This is a genomic window from Flaviflexus salsibiostraticola, assembly GCF_003952265.1.
Taxonomy (GTDB): Bacteria; Actinomycetota; Actinomycetes; order Actinomycetales; family Actinomycetaceae; genus Flaviflexus; species Flaviflexus salsibiostraticola.
Map to the genome: position 1 here is coordinate 1,124,608 of NZ_CP034438.1, position 20,748 is coordinate 1,145,355.

Annotated in this window: 18 protein-coding genes, 1 tRNA gene and 1 pseudogene; 14 read left to right on the forward strand and 6 right to left on the reverse strand. The window is 65.9% G+C overall.

Features of this window, described 5'->3' with window-relative positions:
• Nucleotides 1-14: 14 nt before the first annotated feature.
• Nucleotides 15-2,150 (reverse strand): 4-alpha-glucanotransferase, encoded by a 2,136-nt coding sequence (gene malQ / locus EJO69_RS05260; RefSeq protein WP_211331506.1) that lies wholly within the window; start codon nucleotides 2,148-2,150, stop codon nucleotides 15-17.
• A 153-nt stretch (nucleotides 2,151-2,303) separates the two neighbouring features.
• On the opposite strand from malQ, the gene EJO69_RS05265 reads away from it, so the two are divergent.
• Entirely contained in the window at nucleotides 2,304-3,206 is a 903-nt protein-coding gene (locus tag EJO69_RS05265; RefSeq protein ID WP_245993789.1) for an acyl-CoA thioesterase, read from the forward strand.
• 79 nt (nucleotides 3,207-3,285) lie between these two features.
• Here the strand turns inward: EJO69_RS05265 and ettA are convergent, their stop codons facing one another.
• The 4 genes from ettA to EJO69_RS05285 form a co-directional block, all read right to left on the reverse strand.
• Nucleotides 3,286-4,968 carry an energy-dependent translational throttle protein EttA gene (gene ettA, locus EJO69_RS05270; protein WP_126039965.1) on the reverse strand — a complete coding sequence of 561 codons (1,683 nt, stop codon included), beginning with the start codon at nucleotides 4,966-4,968 and terminating at the stop codon, nucleotides 3,286-3,288.
• Between the two features lie 49 nt (nucleotides 4,969-5,017).
• Entirely contained in the window at nucleotides 5,018-5,407 is a 390-nt protein-coding gene (locus EJO69_RS05275; RefSeq protein WP_126039967.1) for a single-stranded DNA-binding protein, read from the reverse strand.
• Nucleotides 5,408-5,505: 98 nt separating this feature from the next.
• The gene (locus EJO69_RS05280; protein ID WP_164519878.1) at nucleotides 5,506-6,966 is read right to left on the reverse strand and encodes a GTP-binding protein; all 1,461 of its coding nucleotides are present in this window, start codon (nucleotides 6,964-6,966) and stop codon (nucleotides 5,506-5,508) included.
• The gene (locus tag EJO69_RS05285; RefSeq protein WP_126039971.1) at nucleotides 6,966-8,519 is read right to left on the reverse strand and encodes a GTPase domain-containing protein; all 1,554 of its coding nucleotides are present in this window, start codon (nucleotides 8,517-8,519) and stop codon (nucleotides 6,966-6,968) included. The genes EJO69_RS05280 and EJO69_RS05285 overlap by 1 nt, the downstream gene beginning before the upstream one ends.
• Nucleotides 8,520-8,605: 86 nt before the next feature.
• On the opposite strand from EJO69_RS05285, the gene EJO69_RS05290 reads away from it, so the two are divergent.
• From EJO69_RS05290 to EJO69_RS12555, 3 genes are all read left to right on the forward strand, one after another.
• Nucleotides 8,606-8,678: transfer RNA gene (locus EJO69_RS05290), tRNA-Arg, on the forward strand.
• A 143-nt stretch (nucleotides 8,679-8,821) separates the two neighbouring features.
• Entirely contained in the window at nucleotides 8,822-9,616 is a 795-nt protein-coding gene (locus EJO69_RS05295; protein WP_211331510.1) for a type II secretion system F family protein, read from the forward strand.
• Complete coding sequence (locus tag EJO69_RS12555; protein WP_164519879.1) at nucleotides 9,613-10,248, forward strand: prepilin peptidase; 636 nt, start codon at nucleotides 9,613-9,615, stop codon at nucleotides 10,246-10,248. The genes EJO69_RS05295 and EJO69_RS12555 overlap by 4 nt, the downstream gene beginning before the upstream one ends.
• A 405-nt stretch (nucleotides 10,249-10,653) precedes the next feature.
• Here the strand turns inward: EJO69_RS12555 and EJO69_RS12700 are convergent.
• Nucleotides 10,654-12,387 (reverse strand): annotated as a pseudogene (locus EJO69_RS12700) (BNR repeat-containing protein); the annotation flags it as partial.
• A 283-nt stretch (nucleotides 12,388-12,670) separates the two neighbouring features.
• On the opposite strand from EJO69_RS12700, the gene orn reads away from it, so the two are divergent.
• The 10 genes from orn to EJO69_RS05355 all read left to right on the forward strand — a co-directional run bounded on the left by orn (nucleotide 12,671) and on the right by EJO69_RS05355 (nucleotide 20,699).
• On the forward strand, nucleotides 12,671-13,315 hold the full coding sequence (gene orn / locus EJO69_RS05310) for an oligoribonuclease (protein ID WP_126039975.1): 645 nt from the start codon (nucleotides 12,671-12,673) through the stop codon (nucleotides 13,313-13,315).
• 14 nt (nucleotides 13,316-13,329) lie between these two features.
• A complete protein-coding gene (gene def / locus EJO69_RS05315; RefSeq protein ID WP_126039977.1) occupies nucleotides 13,330-13,869 on the forward strand; it encodes a peptide deformylase in 540 nt (179 codons plus the stop codon).
• Entirely contained in the window at nucleotides 13,866-14,384 is a 519-nt protein-coding gene (locus tag EJO69_RS05320; protein ID WP_211331511.1) for a fluoride efflux transporter FluC, read from the forward strand. Before def ends, EJO69_RS05320 begins: the two co-directional genes overlap by 4 nt.
• Entirely contained in the window at nucleotides 14,381-14,752 is a 372-nt protein-coding gene (locus EJO69_RS05325; protein ID WP_126039979.1) for a fluoride efflux transporter FluC, read from the forward strand. Before EJO69_RS05320 ends, EJO69_RS05325 begins: the two co-directional genes overlap by 4 nt.
• A 345-nt stretch (nucleotides 14,753-15,097) precedes the next feature.
• Nucleotides 15,098-17,857, forward strand: coding sequence for a DUF4040 family protein (locus EJO69_RS05330; RefSeq protein ID WP_126039981.1), 2,760 nt, complete (start codon nucleotides 15,098-15,100; stop codon nucleotides 17,855-17,857).
• Nucleotides 17,854-18,222, forward strand: a complete 369-nt coding sequence (locus EJO69_RS05335; protein WP_126039983.1) for a sodium:proton antiporter — start codon at nucleotides 17,854-17,856, stop codon at nucleotides 18,220-18,222. The genes EJO69_RS05330 and EJO69_RS05335 overlap by 4 nt, the downstream gene beginning before the upstream one ends.
• Complete coding sequence (locus EJO69_RS05340) at nucleotides 18,219-19,733, forward strand: monovalent cation/H+ antiporter subunit D family protein (RefSeq protein ID WP_126039985.1); 1,515 nt, start codon at nucleotides 18,219-18,221, stop codon at nucleotides 19,731-19,733. The genes EJO69_RS05335 and EJO69_RS05340 overlap by 4 nt, the downstream gene beginning before the upstream one ends.
• Nucleotides 19,730-20,083 carry a Na+/H+ antiporter subunit E gene (locus tag EJO69_RS05345; protein ID WP_126039987.1) on the forward strand — a complete coding sequence of 118 codons (354 nt, stop codon included), beginning with the start codon at nucleotides 19,730-19,732 and terminating at the stop codon, nucleotides 20,081-20,083. The genes EJO69_RS05340 and EJO69_RS05345 overlap by 4 nt, the downstream gene beginning before the upstream one ends.
• Nucleotides 20,083-20,340: an MrpF/PhaF family protein gene (locus EJO69_RS05350; RefSeq protein ID WP_126039989.1), complete on the forward strand. Its 258-nt coding sequence runs from the start codon at nucleotides 20,083-20,085 to the stop codon at nucleotides 20,338-20,340. Before EJO69_RS05345 ends, EJO69_RS05350 begins: the two co-directional genes overlap by 1 nt.
• Nucleotides 20,337-20,699 carry a cation:proton antiporter gene (locus EJO69_RS05355; RefSeq protein WP_126039991.1) on the forward strand — a complete coding sequence of 121 codons (363 nt, stop codon included), beginning with the start codon at nucleotides 20,337-20,339 and terminating at the stop codon, nucleotides 20,697-20,699. Before EJO69_RS05350 ends, EJO69_RS05355 begins: the two co-directional genes overlap by 4 nt.
• Nucleotides 20,700-20,748: the final 49 nt, after the last annotated feature.

The window sequence follows — 20,748 nt, forward strand, 5'->3', positions numbered from 1 at the left end:
ATTCCTCCTTGGTCTCAGAGTAGCCGGTTATCGGGTCCAAGTGCGCTCCTGAATGCAGTGAGAAGCGACGTGACGCGAGCGTGTTCCGGGATGTCGCCGACGAGGACGACCTCCTCTGTGCCATCCGCGAGAGGAATCCGCCAATTCGGGTATTCCTGGTCGGTTCCCGGCTGGTTCTGGATGCGGCGCTCGCCCACCGCGTCGACGAGCGAGACCGACAGGAAGGTCGACGGGGTGCGGGCGATGTAGCCATGCAGCGCCTCGACGATCTCGCGCTCGGTCGGCTCCTCTCCGACGAGCCCATACTCACGGAGCCGGCCGATCGTCTCATTCAGCTCACGCTCGGCCGACGCACGGACCTCCTCGATCGGCTGGGTGAAGAGTCCGAGCCGGTCACGCAGGTCGACATGCTCCCCGGCGATGTAGCCAGCGGCGGGAGGCAGATCATGTGTCTCGACCGACGTAAGGACCTCGGGTCGGTAGTGCTCGGGCCGGAGCGGGAGACCGTCGCCGTCCTTCTCGAACCAGAAGACGGAGGTGCCGTAGATGCCGCGGGCCTTGAGGTAGTCGCGCACCCACGGTTCGACAGTCCCGAGGTCCTCGCCGACGAGGATCGCGCGGGCCCGATGGGCTTCGAGAAGGAGGATGCCGATCATCGCCTCGTGATCGTAATTGACGTACGTTCCTTCGGAGGCCTTGGCGCCGTCCGGGATCCACCAGAGCCGGAAGAAGCCGGCGATGTGGTCGACGCGGAGCATGCCAGCGTGGCGGAGGACGGTGCGGATCATGTCGCGCAGGGGCTCGTATCCGCTCTGGGCGAGGGTGTCGGGGCGCCACGGCGGCTGCGACCAGTCCTGGCCGTGCTGGTTGTACATATCGGCGGGCGCACCGACCGTAACGCCGCGCGCGAACGCCTCGGGATTCGACCACACGTCCGCACCGAGGGGATGGACGCCGACGGCAAGGTCCGTGCAGACACCGATGTTCATGCCTGAGGTGCGGGCGGTCTCCTGGGCACGTTCGAGCTGCTCGTCGGCGATCCACTGCAGCCACGCCCAGAAGTCGATCCGGTCCGCGAGCTCGCGCCTCTCGCGCGCGACAAAGACCGAGTCGGCACCCTCGAGATTCTCCGGGAAGCCCTCGGGGTACTTCTCGCACAGTGCGCACCACAGGGCAAAGTTCTGCAGACCCTCGCCCTCCTCCTCGAGATACTTGTCGAGCGCCGCCTGGCGGGCGAAGGACCGTGGGACGCTGAAAATGACCTCAAGCGCCTCGCGCTTCGTCTGCCACACCTCGTCGCGATCGATGTGCTCGTTGCGCAGTGACGCCGCGCGCTGCTCCTCGCCGCCCCAGTCGATGAGGGAGCGCTGGGGGCCCGTCAGGTAGGCCGTCTCGAGGATCGCCTCAGGGCGAATGTAGATGGGGTTGATGAACCGGCGGGACACGGGCAGATACGGGGAGGGCGACATGTGGCCGACCGGCTCTGCTGCGTGGAGCGGGTTGATCTGGAAGAAGTCCGCGCCTTCGCGGCCGAAGATCGCGACAAGGTCGGCGAGGTCCGAGAAGTCTCCGATGCCCCAGGATTTGGAGGAGCGGACGGAGTAGAGCTGTGCGGCAACGCCCCAGGCTCGCGTCGTCTCCAGTTCCGGGTCGTGGAGCCGGTCCGGGGTCATGATGAACGGGCATTCCGCCGTCGTGCCATCATCGAGGACGGCGCGGAGGGTGTGATAACCGAGGGGGATGTCTCCCGGCAGGCGGAACGAGGCCTGCCCTGTCGGCTGGCCATCGATCTCCCTGTCGGCCGCCCAATCCTCAGTCTGCGACAGCGGCCATTCCCCGCCATCCTCGAGGATAACGGCCACGCGGGCCTTCTCCCCGGATGGCAGGTGCACCTGAACGGTTCCCTCTTTGTTCTGTCGGTGGACCACAGACGGTGGCAGGACAGAGCGCCACGCCTCGAGGTCGCGTTCGAGCACTGCCGCGCTCGCCGCCTCCTCCGTGCTTGCATCGACACCCATGGCCGACAGCACCTTGGTGAGCACCTCGTCGGAGATGTCCCGTTGGACTCCGTCATATCCCCAGAACTGGGTGGAGATCCGATACGCTGCCGCGAGCTCCGTGAGGGTGGATCGAGAGGGCGGGACACTCATAGGGGCAGCCTTTCGCGACGACATCGTGCTTCCTGTTCATTCTCACACAAAAGATCAGGTCCCCCGCGCATTCCCACAGCCCGTGGGCCACGCCCCGGCCGAGGAGGGCGGACGTCGACTGAGGTCGGCTAAAGTTGGCCGAGGAACAGGAGAATGATGGACAAGAAGATCTACGTGCCCGCAAGTACAACTGAGCCGCTCGCCTCCCTTCTCAATACTCTCCGTCTCGAGCGGCTTGGGGACGGTCATTACCGAGGCAACGACAATCTGCCTCAGCTCTCGAAGAGGGTCTACGGCGGCCAGGTCCTTGCTCAGGCCGTTGTCGCAGCGGCCGACACGATCGACAACTGCGACGAACGACCGATCCACTCGAAGACCGCCGCCTTCCTCGCCCCCGGCGATGTCGATAAACCGATCGACTTCGAGGTCGAGGTCATCAACGACGGCCGCTCCTTCGCAACCCGCCTCGTCCACGCAAGACAGGAGGGCCGGATCATCTTCACGGCCAGGGATTCGTTCCAGCTCCGCCAGCCCGGCTTCGATCACGCCGACGCGGCCCCCGACACTCCCGGTCCCGACAATCTCCCTTCGTCGGTCGATCTCTTCGCATCCGTCGACCACCCCGCGGCACGGTTCATGTCCTCGACGAACGCTCTCGACATGAGGCATGTCGAAGGTCAGATCTACCTGCGGCCGCCCGCCGAGGCCAGGCCCACGACCCACATCTGGTTCAAGACGCGCTCACCGATGCCGGAGGGCGTGTGCCAAACCCTCAGCCGCGCGGTCCTCGCCTATGCCGCCGATCAGTTCATGCTCGAGCCGATCCTCCACGCCCACGGCCTCTCGTGGATGAGTCCGGGACTCTCGGCGGCGACCCTCGATCACACGACGTGGTGGCACCGGGACGTCGACCCCTCCTCGTGGATCCTCGCAGAGCTCCACAGCCCTTCAGCGCAGGGCGGGCGGGGGCTCACGCTCGCAAAGTTCTTCCAGGACGGCAGGCTCGTCGCCACGATGGCCCAGGAGGGCATGGTCCGCTCGCCCGAGATGAAGTGACCGGCGGCGACGCAGCGCATAGACGATGAATATGGGGGATGCCCGCTCGATATCGAGCGGGCATCCCCCATGTCAGCCGTCAGTCGCGCGTGAGCTTGCGGTAGGTCACCGAGCTCGGGCGGGCCGCATCGGCGCCGAGGCGCTCGACCTTGTTCTTCTCGTACGAGTCGAAGTTGCCCTCGAACCAGTACCAGTTCGACGGGTTCTCCTCGGTGCCCTCGTAGGCGAGGATGTGGGTGGCGACGCGGTCGAGGAACCAGCGATCGTGGGTGACGACGACGGCGCAGCCGGGGAAGTCGAGCAGAGCGTTCTCGAGCGAGCCGAGCGTCTCGACGTCGAGGTCGTTCGTCGGCTCATCGAGGAGCAGGAGGTTGCCGCCCTGCTTGAGCGTGAGAGCGAGGTTGAGGCGGTTTCGCTCACCGCCGGACAGGACGCCGGCCGGCTTCTGCTGATCGGCTCCCTTGAAGCCGAAGGCGGAGACGTAGGCGCGGGACGGCATCTCAACATTGCCGACCTGGATGTAATCGAGCCCGTCGGAGACGACCTCCCACAGCGTCTTATCCGGATCGATGCCCTCGCGGGACTGGTCGACGTACGAGATCTTCACGGTCTCGCCGATCTTCAGATCGCCGCCGTCGAGCGGTTCGAGGCCGACGATCGTCTTGAACAGGGTGGTCTTGCCGACGCCGTTCGGGCCGATGACACCGACGATGCCGTTGCGGGGTAGGGAGAACGACAGCCCGTCGATGAGAACGCGGTCGCCGAAACCCTTCTTGAGGTCGTTCGCCTCGATGACGACGTTGCCAAGCCTCGGGCCGGGCGGGATCTGGATCTCTTCGAAGTCGAGCTTCCGAGTCTTCTCGGCCTCAGCCGCCATCTCCTCGTAGCGATCGAGACGCGCCTTGGACTTGGCCTGGCGGCCCTTTGCCGAGGAGCGGACCCAGTCGAGCTCGTCCTTGAGTCGCTTTTGGAGCTTGGCGTCCTTCTTGCCCTGGACGGTCAGTCGCTCCTGCTTCTTCTCGAGGTACGTCGAGTAGTTGCCCTCATAGGGGTAGAGACGACCGCGGTCGACCTCAGCGATCCACTCCGCAACGTGGTCGAGGAAGTAGCGATCGTGGGTGACGGCGATGACGGCGCCGGGGTACTTCGCGAGGTGCTGCTCGAGCCACAGGACCGACTCGGCATCAAGGTGGTTCGTCGGCTCATCGAGGAGCAGCAGATCGGGCTGCTCGAGGAGGAGGCGGCACAGCGCGACGCGGCGGCGCTCGCCGCCGGACAGGTTGGTGACCGGAGAATCGGCGGGCGGGCACCGCAGCGCGTCCATCGCCTGCTGGAGCTGGGAGTCGAGGTCCCACGCGTTGGCCGCGTCGATCTCGGTCTGGAGCTTGCCCATCTCGTCCATGAGGGCATCGAAGTCGGCGTCGGGATTCGCCATCTCTTCGCCGATCTCATTGAAGCGGTTGACCTTGGAGAGGATGTCGGCAACGCCCTCCTGGACGTTGCCGAGCACCGTCTTCTCCTCGTTCAGGGGCGGCTCCTGGAGAAGGATGCCGACCGTGAATCCGGGGGTCAGCCGGGCCTCACCATTGGACGGGGTGTCGAGCCCGGCCATGATTTTGAGGATGGTCGACTTGCCGGCGCCGTTGGGGCCGACCATGCCGATCTTGGCGCCTGGCAGGAACGCCATCGTGACGTCGTCGAGGATCAGCTTGTCGCCGATCGTCTTGCGGGCACGAACCATCGAGTAGATGTACTCAGCCACATTTCTCCCTTGTAAACGAAATTTATTCCGTCCCAAGGTTACCGCAGGATCAGAATTGGGCGGACTCCTCCGCCGCGGGCGGATTCCTCGTGTAGGCGACGGTGCCTCGGCCGATCTCCACCCCGACGGAGTCAGCCCGGATGATGAGGTCTTTCCTTGTCTGCGCCGGGTCATCCTTCGCCTGATAGGTGTCCGTCTCGAGCCTGCCGCGGATGAGCAGCGGGATACCCTTCTGCACCGACATCGCGCAGTTGCGTGCAAGCTCACCGTAGGTTCTCACCGTGAACCACTCCGTGAACTGCTCCCGCGCCTCGCCCACCCCACGCCAGGACGTCGACCCGACTCGGAAGTAGGCGTACGGCTTCTTGCCCTCGTTCTCGATGAGAGCGGCGTCTGCACCCGCGAACCCCATTACTGACACGTTGATCTCGTTGTTCATGTGTCCTCCTTCCCCATAAGAGAACCGCAGGCGATGAGTGAGACGGATGCACGGAAGCCCCTCTGTTGAGGGGCTTCCGTGATGTCGTGTCTGGGTGCTCAGGCCGCTGCTGTGGCCAGCGCCTCCCGGGTGCGCCTGTGCTGGGTGAGAACCACCTGCGCGGGCTCGCCGAGGTCGGTTCGAAGGGTCTGAAGGATCTTCTCCTGCACCGCGCGTTCATAACGGTCGGCGGCCCGCACCGCGGATGACCTGCGGACGGATCTGGCCATGACGATTGCCCAGATGCCCGAGAGGATGAGGACGCCGGCCGCGATCCAGCTGGCTGCGGTGTCGCCGAAGAGAATGGGAGCGCCAACCACCGCGGCGACCCGAGTGCCGATCCCGGCAAGGATAAGGAGCACGCCCAGCCAGATGAGGATCGTCGAATTCCTCGACGACGGCTTGGAAACCGGGACCGAGTCGACGGCTTCGGCGACGTCCCGGCGGAGCTTCTCAGGTCCAGCGACAGAGTCATGGATTCCCTTGGCCCACGTGGGCGGGAGATCCCGCTCGACGGAGTCCAGCCAGGTCCCCCGGATCGCGGTAACGGTCGACGTCGCAGGCTGTTCGGGTTTGGCCAGCGCGAACTCGCGCCAGGACTCACCCGAGGCCCTCATCGAGGATCCAACCGCTCCGATTCCTGCGGCTCGCGCGAGCTGCTGGGCGACGGGACGAAGACTGTCGTCCGACACCTCGGCCTCAGACTCTGCCACCGAGTCCCACAACCGCCCGGCAATTGCCGCGATCTCGGCCTTGGCCGTCACCGTGTTGATCGACGTGCGACCGACCGCGGAGGCGATGTGAATCTTGATCTCGTCGATTCCCTGATGGTCGAGGGCCGAGGCCGTGATGACGGGAATCCCGTCGAGACCGTCGGCCTTGAGCACGTCCTTGACGTCGTCGACGATGCGCTCACGCTGGTCGAACGGGACGGTGTCGATCTGGTTAAGGACGACGATCATCGAATCCTTCCGCCGAGCGAGGCCCTGGAGATAGCCGGCGTGGAGTGCCTGGTCGGCGTACTTCTGCGGGTCGAGCACCCAGATGAGGAGGTCGACGACGGGCATGAGCTGGGTGACCTGGACCGAGTGCGAGACCCGGATCGAATCATGGTCGGGCAGGTCGAGAAGGACGAGACCCTCGAATTCCGGCTCCTCATCGGTGAGCAGCGAGCCCTTGCGGATGCGCCGGTCCTCGTCGACGCCGAGGAAGTCGAGCATGGGCTCCGCACCCTCGCCCCAGGCGCACGCGGCGGCCCGCTCGGTCGTGGGACGCAGCTCGCCGGAGTCGGCGAAATCGAGGCCCGAGATGGCATTCGCCATGGTCGACTTACCCGAGCCCGTGCCTCCGACGAGGGCGACAACCGTCAAGTCCATGCCCAACCCCATACGGTGCTTGACCGCCTTGAGGTCGTCGGCAGCCCTGGCAAGCCGGAACGGTTCGATGTAGCCCGCGCCCTGCTCGATTGCGCTCTCCAGCGCTTTTCGGCGCGTTTCGACCTCTGCACTGACGTCGTTCATCACTTCTCCCATACCGCTTCAACAAGTTCTCGCGCCCGGATCCGAAGGACCGAGCTGTCCGGCAGCTCCAGCTCATCGATAATCGCAGCATACGCGGCGACGACTGTACCGATTGCCTCGTCACAGCGCTGGCGAAGGGCCCTCTCCACGCGGGTGACCCCGCCTTCGGCTCCGCCCGAGACAAGTGCCGACCGAACGCCGGGGATGCCTCCAGCCCCGGCCCGCAGAAGATCAGCAAGGCCCTGCTGCGACACCTTCTTCGTGATGGGGCCCTTGACGCGGCCCGCAGCGGCACGTGCGTCCCGATGCCATTCCTCGATCGCGTGCTCGACGGCGGTCGCGATGTCCGTCTCCACTCGGATACCGCTGGTGTCGACGTACGACATGGACCAGCTGCAAGCAGCCCGATCCCGGGTGTCGATCAACGCCTGGGTCAGCGCAATCCGCAGAGCGTCATCGATGGCGGATGCGATCTCCGCCGCCGCACGGTCCCTCTTGGCCACGGAGCGGCTGGGGAATAGGAGGGCTCGGCCGCCTGCGAGCGAGGCAAGCGGGCCGCCGGTCGAGGCGAGCGACAGCCACTGCGTTGTGGGGGCGCCAGCGGCGAGCCGCCCGACATCAATCGCCGTCATGATCGCGGCAGCCGGCTCGACCCCTGCTTGGGATGCTGAGTCGCGCAGGCTCTGCGCGGCATCGCTCTGCGCAGATGCCGCATCGGCAAGATCGAGAAGCTCCCTGCGGATCGCAGGCATAAGAGCGCGGGATGTCCTCGCGACAAGCGATTTCGAGGCTCGCGTCGAGCGCATGAGCTCAAGCCATGATCTGAGCTCGGCAATGCTCGACGGGTCGAGGTGGCCTTCGATGGGACCGGCGTCATCCATGATGAACAGCGGTGACTGCCCCATGCCGGACTCCGCCATGCGCTTGAGCAGATCGACACGAACGGGCGACTTCGCGCGCTCCGGGACTCGGTTGAGGACGACGGCCGTTGTCATGCCCCGGTCGAATGCCTCCGTGAGTGTCGACCACGCGATGAGGTCGCCATAGCGCGCGGCGGTTGTGACGAAGATCCACAGGTCGGCCGCATTGAGCAGCTTCTGGGAGAGGACTCGATTCTCGTCCTCGATCGAGTCTAAGTCTGGAGCATCAATAAGGGCGATGCCGGGAATCGCGTTCTCAGTGATGACGACCTCGCACATGCCGAGCAGCATATGGTCCGTCATAGCCATCTCATCGTCCGGGTGGAACGCGAGTACCGGGGTTCGAGTCGTCGGTCGGATGACGGAAGCCTCCGACACTTCCTCCCCTAGGAGGGAGTTGAGGATCGTCGATTTTCCAGCCCCAGAGGAACCGCCGAAGACGACGATCGCGGGGACGGCCTCTTGGAGCAGATGCGGCAGTAGCCGCGTCGAGAGTTGGGTCTGCAGTGCGCGGTGCGAGTCCATGAGCTCGTTGATGCCGGGGACTGCGAGGGGAAAGGAGACGTCCTCAAGCGCCTCGAGCGTTTCGACAACGAGGCGGGCAAGTCTGGAGGCGGCATAATGGGAACTCACACCCCTATTCTTATCGCAAACCGCCTTGCGTTGGTGGACCGCCCCCGCCGCGTCGGTGCGCTAAGATCTAACGGGCGCAAGCCCACGCCTCCATAGCTCAATGGATAGAGCAACGGCCTTCTAATCCGTAGGTTGCAGGTTCGAGTCCTGCTGGGGGCACTACAACCCGTCAACGTCGACGCGTTTATTTGCCGCAGGAACCGTACTTCTATCCCACATTGTGAGCGCGAGCTTGTCGAATGTTGCCCGTGGGATTTGTGACCGCGATATGCTGATGGCGTGGCTTCACCGACACGAGGCAGGTGCGTGCGAACCTCAACCGAGGCGGCTCAGCCCTGATCGACGTCGAGGACAAGGAGGAGAGCGGGCCCGGCCCGCTCGTGCGACTCGCCCGAGCACTCACGCCCGACACTATTGTCCGCGTCCTCGAGCGGCAGCATATGTTGGCGGGCAGCCCGCAGTCATGGCCGGTGGATCGACTGCTCGTCCTCAAGCTCCTGTGGATCCCGTACGCCATTGTCGAGTCCATTATCGTCCTGCCCGTGTTCGGCACGCCGCTCTTCAGTGCGATGTGGGTGGTTAAGAGCATCATCGTCTACTTCCTGCCCGAGCTGCTGCTCAACAGCGAGGGGACGAAGCGCAACGAGCGCATCCAGCTTGAGCTCGCCGACACGCTCGATCAGATGACGATCGCGGTGGAGGCGGGACTCGGCTTTGATGCGGCGATGGCGCGATCGGCGAAGAACGGTCGCGGCCCCCTCGCCGAGGAGCTGAGCCGCACCCTTCAGGACATTCGGATCGGCCGCTCTCGTCGACAGGCCTTTGAGGCGCTCACGATGCGCACGACCGTCGTCGACCTGCGCCGCTTCCTGCGGGCTGTCATCCAGGCTGATGCCTACGGCATCTCCATTGCCGACGTGCTGAGGACGCAGGCTGGGGAGATGCGGCTCAAGCGCCGCCAGCGTGCGGAGGAGAAGGCACAGAAGCTACCGGTCAAGGTGCTCGCGCCGCTCATGCTCTGCATCCTTCCTGTCCTCTTCATCGTCATCATGGCGCCCGCGGTCATCAACATGATCGGGGCGTTCTCAGGGCTGTGAACTCGTGGATCGCGCTCGCTGCGGCCCTTGCCTGTGCAGCATCCGGAGCACTGCTCGTCGGGCAGATTCGTCCCTTCGTTCAGGACGCGTCCAGGTGGGCCCGCTCCCCCATCCTCCCAGCAGTCCTTTCTGGAACGGCCGGCCTCGGAGCGGCGGCCCTTGCGGACGGATGGGCGGAGCTCGCCGCCTTCGCGGCGGTCGGCGTGGGAAGCTCGCTCCTCATCGTCATCGACCTCGCCGTCAACCGACTGCCCGACCGCCTCGTCGCCGCAACCCTGGTCGCGCTCGTGGCGGGACTCCTTGTGGCGGCTGCGACGGCGGGCGACTGGTCCTCCTTCGGGCGGTCGCTGCTAGCCGCGCTCGCCCTCTGTGCCGGGTATTTCACCCTCGCGTTCATCTCCCCGTCGGGCCTCGGGCTCGGTGACGTCAAGTTCGCCGCCGTCGTCGGTGCCTTCCTCGGCTGGTTCAGCTGGCAGCACGTCGCTGTCGGGACCCTCCTCGCCTTCGCCCTCAACTTCGCCATCGCCCTCGGCGTGCTCCTCAGCAGGAGGGGCGGTCGGCACACCGACATCCCCTTCGGTCCCTGGATGGTCGCCGGCGCCATCCTCGCCGTCCTCATCCTCGGACGCTGAATCCGGAGGCGTCAGCGCTATCCCGTTGAGATAGTCCTGGGGAACGCGCAGAACATAGAAGTTTTCGACAGGGTAGTTGCCGGGGGTCGAGCGGATCCCGCCGGTCCGCGCCACGAGGATGTCGAGCTGACCGAACCGCTGCCAGCGGGCAATGTCGAACACCGGCTCCCAGTACCTGAGCGAATCATCGGTCAGAGCGAGCGAGGACCACTGCTCGCTGCCCACGCGGGAGCTGAGGAGCGTGGCAGCACTGCCGTAGAAGTCTCGGTCGCGCACGATGAGGTGGACGATGGCATCGGCGCCGCTGCCAGTCACGAGGATTTTGGGCCGGCCCATGATGGCGAGCTTGCTACCCGATGTGTAGTGCGTAAAGTCCGTCTGCCTCAGGCGGGTGTTATGGACTGTCCATTCGCCCTCATCGAGGTACATGACCATGTACTGGATCGGTTCATCCGGCTCGGGCCGCCAATACGAGACGACAAACGGGTTGTCGGCATCGTCGATGGCCATCGCCGTCTGGTTCATGAGTTCGCTGCCCTCGGGGATGGCGACGATGAGCTCCGCCTGCTCCGCGGTGATCGGCGTACTGTACGTCTCTCCGGTCGACGTCTCCCATGCTGAGCCTGTCGCGTCGACGGACCGGGCGTACATAAAGTCGTGGTTCGTGTAGATATCGGGGGTTGTGCGCCAGTTCCAGGCGACGTGCAGGCGGTCCTGCGAGTCGACGGCGGCCTGCCAATAGGGCGACTTCCCCTGACTGCGACCGTCGATGAGGTTGGACTGGACCTGCGTCCACTGGCGGGCAGCCGTGTCGTAGTGATTGACGACGAGGTTGCCATCACCCGACAGGCCGGAGCGGTAGAGCATGTAGAGGTTGCCGTTCGCCTGCTGATGGAACTCGGGGTAGGTGACCTGGTTCTCCTGCAGTCCGGTCAGCGGCTCGATGGGACCGAGGAACATCGACCACGGCTCGAGCGATCGCGCGTACTGCATCGGCTGCCCGTGCATGCCCCACGAGACGTGGAGGTACCCGTCGCCGTCGACGGCGATCGAGATCGAGTTGTGCCCGTCGAGCACCTGACCGGAGTACTGCGTGATGTGGCGCTCCCATTCCGTGCCGCGCGTGAGGTTCTTGCGTGCGATGACGAGGTTGGCCTGCGGGTCGTAGTAGGCGACGGTCTGGATCTCGTCGCCGCTGTCCGTCCGGGCCGAGGTCACGATCGGCGTCTTCGAGAACGCGGTGGCGTTGACAGAGTTGACCGCCCAGCCGGGGCCGATCTCGTCGCCGACGCCGACCGGGAAGCCGAGGTCCGCCGGCGGCTCCGAGGCCGTGTTCCGCTGGATCTCCGGGGGTGCCTTCATTCCCGGGTGCTGATTGTTCTCGGGCAGCGTCGGCTGCGCATTGTCGTTCCGTCGGACCATGAACGTATCGGTGCCGTTCCCGTCCCAGTCTCCGAGGAACACCTGATCCCCGGCCCTGCCGTAGACGAACTCGTAGTCGGCGATGCCGCTTGTGAGCTCGTTGCGGACGTAGAAGCGGACACCGCGGACCACGGCGAGGCTGTCCGTCCCGTCGCTGTCCCAGTCGCCGACCAGGACACCGTCAGCGGCGCGGCCGTAGTTGACGACCCTGTCGGCCCAACCACTCCTGTTCGAGTTGACGATGAAGTACGCGTTGCCGCGGCGAACTGTGATCGTGTCGGTGCCGTCACCATCCCAATCCCCGACGACAACGCTGTCCCCGCGGCGGCCGTAATGAATGGTGTCGGTGCCTGCGGCACCGACAAGGTCGCGCCGAAGCTCGAACCTGTTGCCGCGCCGCACCGCGAACGTATCGAAGCCATCGCCGTCCCAGTCGCCGACGTGAATCTCGTCGCCCGGCCGACCGAACGTGAACTCGACCGGTACCTCGCCGCCGCTCACTGAGTTGTTGACGATGAAGCGGTTGCCGCGCCGGACCGCGAGGGTATCGATGCCATCGCCGTTCCAGTCGCCGACGAAGACCTCATCCTCCGCCCGCCCGTACCGGACGACAAGGTCGGCTTCACCGCCAGCCATTGAGTTCTTGAAGTAATAGGTATTGCCCGCCGCTCGCTTTGGAGCCGCCACGGACTCGGCGGGGGCGAAGAGGACAGGCATCGCCGTGAGGACCGCGAGCCCCCAGAGCAGAAGTCGATTCACAGAACACCAACAGCTTTCATTCACGTTCAAATTGCGTCTTTTAACATCTTTGTCTGTTTGACTATGAGGTTAACGCTAGGTGACGTCTCGGACAGAAGATCCGTCATAATCGTGACGATCTGCACGTCAACGTTGTTGGGTACGCAGATCGTCAGAGATCTTCACGACGTCCCGCAGAGGGCGGCGGCGGCCTCGTGCCATACTGATCAGTGGCCAGCACGGCCTCAGAATCGTGGAAGGTTTGTACGTGAATCAGCTCACCAACCCCATCGTGTGGATCGATTGTGAGATGACAGGGCTCGACATCGTCAACGACGGTCTCGTCGAGATCTCCGTCGTCATCACCGACTCCGATCTCGTCCCGGTCGACGAGGGTCTTGATCTCGTCATCAAGCCGACGCCGGAGGCGCTGGCCTCGATGGGCGACTTCGTGAGGAACATGCACACGGAGTCCGGCCTCATCGACGAATGGGATGAGGGCCTTGACCTCGCCGAAGCTGAATCGCGAGTCCTCGAGTACCTGCGAGAGCGCGTCCCCGCGAAGCGGGCCCCGCTCGGCGGCAACTCGGTCGGCACCGACAAGGCCTTCCTCGAGCGGGACATGCCCGCCGTCATCGACCACCTCCACTACCGCGTCATCGACGTCTCCACCCTCAAGGAACTGGCCCGCCGCTGGTACCCGCGCACCTACTTCGCCGCCCCGGCGAAGTTCGGCAACCACCGTGCGCTCGGCGACATCTACGACTCGATCGATGAGCTCCGCTACTACCGCAGCGTCCTCATGCCCGAAGGCGATGGCCCGTCGTCCGAGGAGGCACGGAAAAAGGCGAAGGCGATCCTCGACTCGCGCACCCAGCTCTCCGTCCAGTCCTCCACGGAGGCCTGAGGACCGACCCGCACATGATCCATCCCATCGTCATCACCGGTGATCCGGTGCTCCACTCCCCCGCCGACCGCGTCACTGAATTCGACAGCGCACTCTCCGACCTCGTCGAGGACATGGTCGAGACGACCATTGCCGCGCCCGGCGTCGGCCTGGCCGCACCCCAGATCGGCATCGGGAAGCAGATCTTCGTCTGGGTCTACGGCGACCAGGATGAGGCGCCGCCCCGCGGGGTCGCCATCAACCCCCAGCTCTTCATCGAGCCGATCCAGCCGGATACACCGACCGCGGCGGACCGGGAGGGGTGCCTGTCGTTCCCGGACGAGAAGTTCGCCCTGCTCCGCAGCCCCAGGGCGATCCTGCGCGCGCAGGATGTGACCGGCCGAGCCTATGAGCTTGAGGCAAGCGGCTGGTTCGCTCGGATCCTCCAGCACGAGTACGACCATCTCCAGGGCACCCTCTACGTCGATCGCCTGACTGGCAGCGATGCCGAGACTGCCTCGCGCATCACCACCGAGCGCGGTTGGGGGCGCCCGGGACTATCGTGGATGCCGTGACAAGGCCAACCGCCCTCGAGGACCACTCCGACGCTGCCCTCTCGATCGAGCCACACCACGCGGTGCATGACTCGCGCACCCGGATCTTCGAGGACGCGACGAAGCGGCCGGTTCACCTGCGTGCCCGATTCATCCTCCTCGTCTTCCTCGGCGGTGCTCTCGGCACCGCGGCGAGATATGGTCTCGGATTTCTTCTTCCCGTCGACGCGGGCATCCCCTGGTCGATCCTCGTCGCCAACCTGGCCGGATCGTTCCTCCTCGGGATGCTGCTCGAGTCCCTCATTCGACGCGGACCGGACGTTGGGCTTCGTCGCGCGATCCGGCTGTTCGTCGGGACCGGCTTCCTAGGCGGCTTCACCACCTACAGCGCCCTCGCGGCGGATACAGCGAGTCTCATGGGAGATGACGGGGTGGGGCTTGGGCTTCTCTATGCAACGGGAAGTGTCCTCCTCGGAATCGCGGCGGCAGGCATCGGCATCGCCGTCGCCTCCCTCACCCGGAGGGCACGGCGGTGAGCGCGCTGCTCCTCGTCTCCCTCGCGGGCGGCCTCGGTGCGAGCGCCCGGTTCGTCCTCGACGGCCTCATCCGCGCCCACAGCGACGGCCCGACACCGCGAGCGACGATCATCATCAACGTGACCGGCTCGTTCCTCCTCGGCCTCCTTATCGGCGTCACCGCAGGCGTTCTCCTTCCCGCGAGCGCCCTGCTCGTCGTGGGCACCGGCTTCCTGGGCGGGTATACGACCTTCTCGACCGCGAGCGTCGAGACCGCCCGCCTCATCCAGAAGCAGGAGATCGGCCCGGCCCTGTTCTCAGGCCTCGGCACGCTCGTTCTCGGCACGGGCTCGGCGGCGCTGGGCCTGTGGTTGGGCAGCCCCTCCTGACGGCTGTCGGGCGTCGTGCGAGCCGAACTTGGGTGGCTGCACTCGCCGCTCGGCCTCGTTGCCAATGTCTCATCGCCGCGTCGCGCTCAGCGTAATCTCCTCCGTGACTGTTGAATCGCGGCGCACTATCCGGCTAGTGTTCTGGCTGTGACTTCTCCGTTCAACACATGCCTGCTGCCGTGGTTCCCCACGAGCAGGGCCGCCACGCACGGCGGCACGAACGGGTACACGACGTCATGGGGGCCCCTCCTTGCAGGGTCCGCCCCCTCAGCGGCCGCCTCCTGATCAGTCGACCGATTGCCCCCGGGTGTCGGTTCGAGTAGACCGTCGATCCGAGGTGGACCCATGCTTGTCGCGAGCTCAGCGATTCTTCTCATCACCACGTTGGCCGCCCCTCTGGCAACCCGTTATCTGGGCAGAGGCGCCGGCTGGCTCCTCGCGCTCCCGCTCGCGCTGACCGCGGTCCTTCTCGGATCCTCCGGCGCATGGGAGGCTGGATCCGAGATCAATGAGGTTGTGCCGTGGATGCCCACGCTCGATGTCGGCCTCGCGCTGCGACTCGATGGCCTCTCGCTCCTCTTTGCGCTACTCGTCCTGCTGATCGGCGCGGGAATCCTCATCTACTCGACGAGGTATCTGGGAGCCAAGGGTCGGCACGGGTCCTTCTATCTCCTCATGACGGCCTTTGCGTTCGCGATGCTCGTTCTCGTCCTCGCGGACGACCTCGTCCTGTTCTTCGTCGCCTGGGAGGCGACGACGCTGTGCTCGTTCTTCCTCATCGCACGGTCGGGACCCGACGCTCGCGAGCCCGCCATCCGCACCCTTCTTGTCACGGTCGCGGGCGGGCTCAGCCTCCTGACTGCCGTGTCGATCATGGCGGTCCGCACGGGCACGACCCGGATCTCCGAGGTGCTCACCCACCCCTTCTGGCAGGACGAGCCGGGGTACGCGATGGCGGCCATGGTCCTCCTCGCCGTCGCCGCGTTCACGAAGTCCGCCCAGTTCCCCTTCCAGGCGTGGCTGCCGGACTCGATGGTGGCGATCACCCCCGTCTCCGCCTACCTGCACGCGGCCGCCATGGTCAAAGCCGGCATCTACCTCCTTCTCCGCTTCTCGCCCGTCTTCGCGGGCAATGACGTGTGGACGGGCATGCTCGTCATCAGCGGTCTGATCACGGCGCTCTTCGGCGCCGCAGCAGCGCTGCGCCGCTTCGACCTCAAAGAACTCCTCGCCTATTCGACGATCAGCCAGCTGGGTCTTCTCGTCGCCATGATCGGCGTCGGGACGACCGAGTCACTGACGGCGGCCGTCCTCCATACGGTGAGCCACGCGCTCTTCAAGTCGGCGCTGTTCATGCTCGTCGGGGCGGTCGACCATCAGGCAGGCACGAGGGACATCCGGCATCTCGCGGGCATGGATGTGCGCATGCCGCTGACGACGGTCACGCTCGCCCTGGCCGCGGCGTCGATGGCCGGCATCCCGCTCCTCCTCGGATTCGTCAGCAAGGAGCTCATGTTCACGGCCTTCCTCAACGCACCCGGTGCACGGCCCATCGTCTTCGCCCTCGTCGGGGCCGCGGCCATCGCGTCGATGCTGACCTTCGCCTATTCGGCCCGTATGGTGCTCGGGCTGCGGACCGGCACCTCAGGCCCCGTTGTGCGGGAGGCCTCGCCGGTGCTGTGGGGCGTCCCCGCCGTCGCGGCGATCCTCGGACTGGTCTTCGGCGCCATGCCGGCGCCGCTCGACGGGATCATCGGATCCGCCGCGAGCGCAGCGAGCGGCGAGGTCCTCGATCCCCACCTGGCACTCTGGCACGGGTGGAATGCGGCCTTCGCCGTCACGCTTGTCGTGCTCACCGCCGGCACCCTGCTCGTCGTGGGTCGACGCCGGGTGGAGGTGCTGCTCGCACCAATGAACCTTCCCCTGTCGGGCCTGCGGGCCGTCGATCGGATGCGGGCGGGGACGATTGCGCTCGGTGGTCAGATGGGCAGGCTGACCGGCACTCGGTCGCCCTGGGTTCACCTCGGGATCCCCGTCGTCTCGCTCGTCGGCATCGCCATCGCCGGCACCATCGGCATCCGGGAGCTCGCGCCGGCACCCGCGCCGAGGTCACAGCCCGCGGATTGGGTGCTCGTCGGCCTCATCGGCCTTGCCGTCCTCTCGGCGATCCGTGCCCGGACCCGCATCGCCGCCGTCGTCGTCACGGGTGTCGTCGGCTTCTCCATGACGCTGTGGTTCTTCGTTCTCGGAGCGGCTGATGTCGCCATGACTCAACTGCTCGTCGAGATCCTCACGGTCTGCGTCATGGTCCTCATCCTCAGTCGCCTGCCCAACCGGTTCGAACCGGCCTCGACGCGTCGACGAATCGGAGCGGGGACCATCGCCGTCAGCGCCGGCTTGGCGACAACCCTCGGGGTGTGGGCGCTGACGGGGCGCCGGGAGATCTCGCCCGCCGCGGAGTATCTCATCACCGAGGGCGAGGCCGTCACCGGCGGCAGCAACATCGTCAACACGATTCTCGTCGAATTCAGGGCCTTGGATACGCTCGGTGAGCTCACCGTCCTCGGCGTCGCGGGCCTGGCGATGGCGGCTCTGCTGCGGTCCCGGGCCCCGTCCGAGCCGCTCACGGCCGAGTTGGTCGAGGAGACTCCGCTGACGGATGGGGCTGCCAACTCCGTCTTCACACGCACGATCACCCGCGTCATCGGCCCCGGCATCATCCTGTTCTCGCTCTTCCTGCTTCTGCGCGGCCACAATGAGCCGGGCGGCGGCTTCATCTCCGCGCTCGTGGGCGGTGCCGGTGTTGCCCTGCTCTACCTGTCGGCCCGCTCCGATGAGTCGGCGCCGATCCGAGCCCCCTACATGGGACTCATCGGCGCAGGCATCCTCATCGGCATCGGCACCGGCCTGCTCGGGTTCATCGACGGATCCTTCCTGGCCCCGATCAGCATCGAGGTCGCCGGGACGAAGCTCGTCAGCTCGCTCATCTTCGACGTCGGCGTCTATCTCGCGGTCATCGGCGTCATCTACGCCGCGTTCAATCTTCTCGGAACACGCAGGCCGACCGACGCAGACCACGTCACACCAGTGAGGACTCAGCCATGACCACAGCTCTCATCGCCGGACTGCTCATGGTCGGCGCCGTCTATCTCATCCTCCAGCGGGAGATGCTCCGCATCGTCCTCGGCTTCGTCCTGCTCAGCCAGGCCGCGAACGTCGTGCTCTTGGCCGCCGGCGGGACATCGCGTCGCGAGCAGCCGTTCGGGGCACCCGACGTGGCGACGACGGCGGATCCATTGCCGCAGGCGTTCGTCCTCACCGCGATCGTCATCGCCTTCTCCATCACCATCTTCATGCTCGCGCTGTCGATCATGGGCGGCTCGAACGATACGACCGCGGATCCGGGCGACGGTGGGGATGAGGCGCCCGTGGGCGCGGATGATTCCCGCGAGTCGGGAGGTGCCGCGTGACCGCCTCACTCATCCCCCTCTTCATCATCGTCCCGCTCATCGGCGCGGGCCTCCTGACGATGATCTCGAACAGCCCCCGGCTGCACGCCGCGGCGGCGATCGCCGTGCCGCTGGCCTCGACCATCGGCGCCGTCGGCATGGTCTGGCTCTTCACCTCCGAGGGACCGGTTGCCCACGGGGTGGGGCTGTGGCCGTTCGGGATCTCGATCCCGCTCGCCGCCGACATGTTCAATGCCCTCATGCTGACCGTGACCGGGCTCTTGACGGTGGTATGTGCGTGGTTCGCGCTCGCGACGGGTATCGGGTCCTCGCGGTTCTTCACACCCATGCTGCTCGTCCTCCTCGCAGGCGTGAACGGGGCCCTGCTCACGGTCGACCTGTTCAACCTGTTCGTCTTCGTCGAGGTCATGCTCCTGCCCTCGTACGGGCTGTTCGTGCTCTCGGCCCAGCGGGAGGCACCGCTCACCCGCATCGCCGGCCTGCGGCTCTACGTCACCCTCAACCTGCTGACGTCGACGCTGCTCCTCATCGGCATCGGCTTCGTCTACGGGACTGCCGGGACGGTCAATGTCGCCCAGCTCGCCGGCGCGGCGACGGACGATCCTCTCGTGGCGATCTCCATGGCGGTCTGTCTCTTCGCGCTGTCGATCAAGGCCGCGATCGTGCCCGTGTACGGCTGGCTGGCTCGCGCCTATCCGTCGACCTCACCCGCGATCACGGCCCTCTTCTCGGGCCTCCACACGAAGGTCGCGATCTATGCGATCTACCGCCTCTACGCCGTCGTCTTCGACGGGGATGCGCGGTGGCTGTGGATCGGCGTGCTCCTCTTCAGCGCGACGATGATCATCGGCGTGCTCGGCGCGGTCGGAGAGTCGACCACCCGGTCGATCCTGGCCTTCCACATGGTGAGCCAGATCGGCTACATCCTCCTCGGCGTCGCCCTCTTCACGCAGGCCGGGCTGACCGCCGGGATCTTCTACCTGCTCCACCACATGATCGTCAAAGCCTCCCTCTTCCTCTCGACGGGCGCGATCGAGGTCCGCTACGGCACAGGCAGAATCGGCGCGCTCTCCGGCATCGCCCGGCGCGAGCCGCTCATCGCCGTCGCCTTCTTCGTCGCGGCGCTGTCGCTCGCAGGGATCCCGCCCTTCTCGGGCTTCGTCGCGAAGCTGTCCCTCATCTTCGCCTCCGTCGAGGCCGAGCAGATCGGAGCCGTCATCGTCATGGTCGCCGTCAGCCTCATCACGCTCCTCTCCATGTTGAAGATCTGGTCGGGCGTATTCTGGGGGAAGCCGAGCAGCTCTGAGACACAGGGCGGCGGTGGGACAGCCACACTGGTCGAGGCGGATACTCGCCGGCGCGTCAGCCTCAACCTCGCCATGCCGGCCGTCGTCCTCGCACTCATCACAACCGGCCTGGGACTCGGCGCGGAGCTTCTCCTCCACCTGTCCGACATCGCCGCCGCTGGTCTACTCGACCCGTCGGCCTTCATCGCGGCGGTGGCCTCATGAGCTGGCTGACGTGGCCGTTCCGGCTTCTTCTCTTCATCCTGTGGTTCGCGGGTCAGATCATCGTGACGAACGTGGCGGTGCTCCGCGATAACCTCACCCCCGGCCAGGACTCGACAACGGGAATCGGCCGTTACGACACGCGCTGCGCGACCGACTGGGAGCTGACCCTGCTGGCCTCCCTCATCACCCTCACCCCCGGCACCCTCACGCTGGGCACGCAGAGTGAGGGCGGGCAGCGCACTCTCTTCGTCCACAGCATGTACAACCCTGACGCCGACGATCTGCGCGCGGATCTCGCCGTCCTCGAGAACCGGATGCTGCGCGCTGTCCGGAGAAGGGAGCGGAGCTGATGGCAGGATTCACCATCGCGATCGTCGTGCTCGCACTCGCGGGAGCGACGTCGCTCTATCGCATGCTCGCGGGCCCGACGGATGCGGATCGGGCAGTCTCTGCGGATCTCGTGTTCTTCGGCATCGTCGGCCTCATCGCCCTCGTCGGCGTTCGCTTCAGCCACGGGTTCACAGCCGACCTCGTCGTCATCGCCGCACTCGTGGGCTTCCTCAGCGCACTGTCGCTGGCTCGGGCCCTGACAAGGGGGAAGAGATGAGCACCCTCGCTCTCGTCGGCAACATCCTCGCGGTACTCGGGTCGCTCGTCTTCGCGACGGCCGCACTTGGGCTCGTCCGCTTCCCCGACACCTACACGCGCCTCTCAGCCGTCGGCACCGCCGGTGGCCTCGGAATCATCCTTATCATCACCGGCGTCGTGCTCTACGACCCGAGCCCGACCGGGTTCATCCTGCTGCTCCTCATCATCGGCCTGCAGCTGTCGACCTCCTCGATCGGCAGCATTGCGATCGGCCGCTCCGCCTACCTGACGGGCTCTCCCCTGGTCCGGCCCCACTTCAACGAACTCGACCAGGAGCCGAGCGAGGCCAGCCCGAACACTGAGTCGGAAAACGGTTGAGGATCACTGACCCTGCGAGGCCAAGCGTAGTGAGAGAGGACGCGCACCC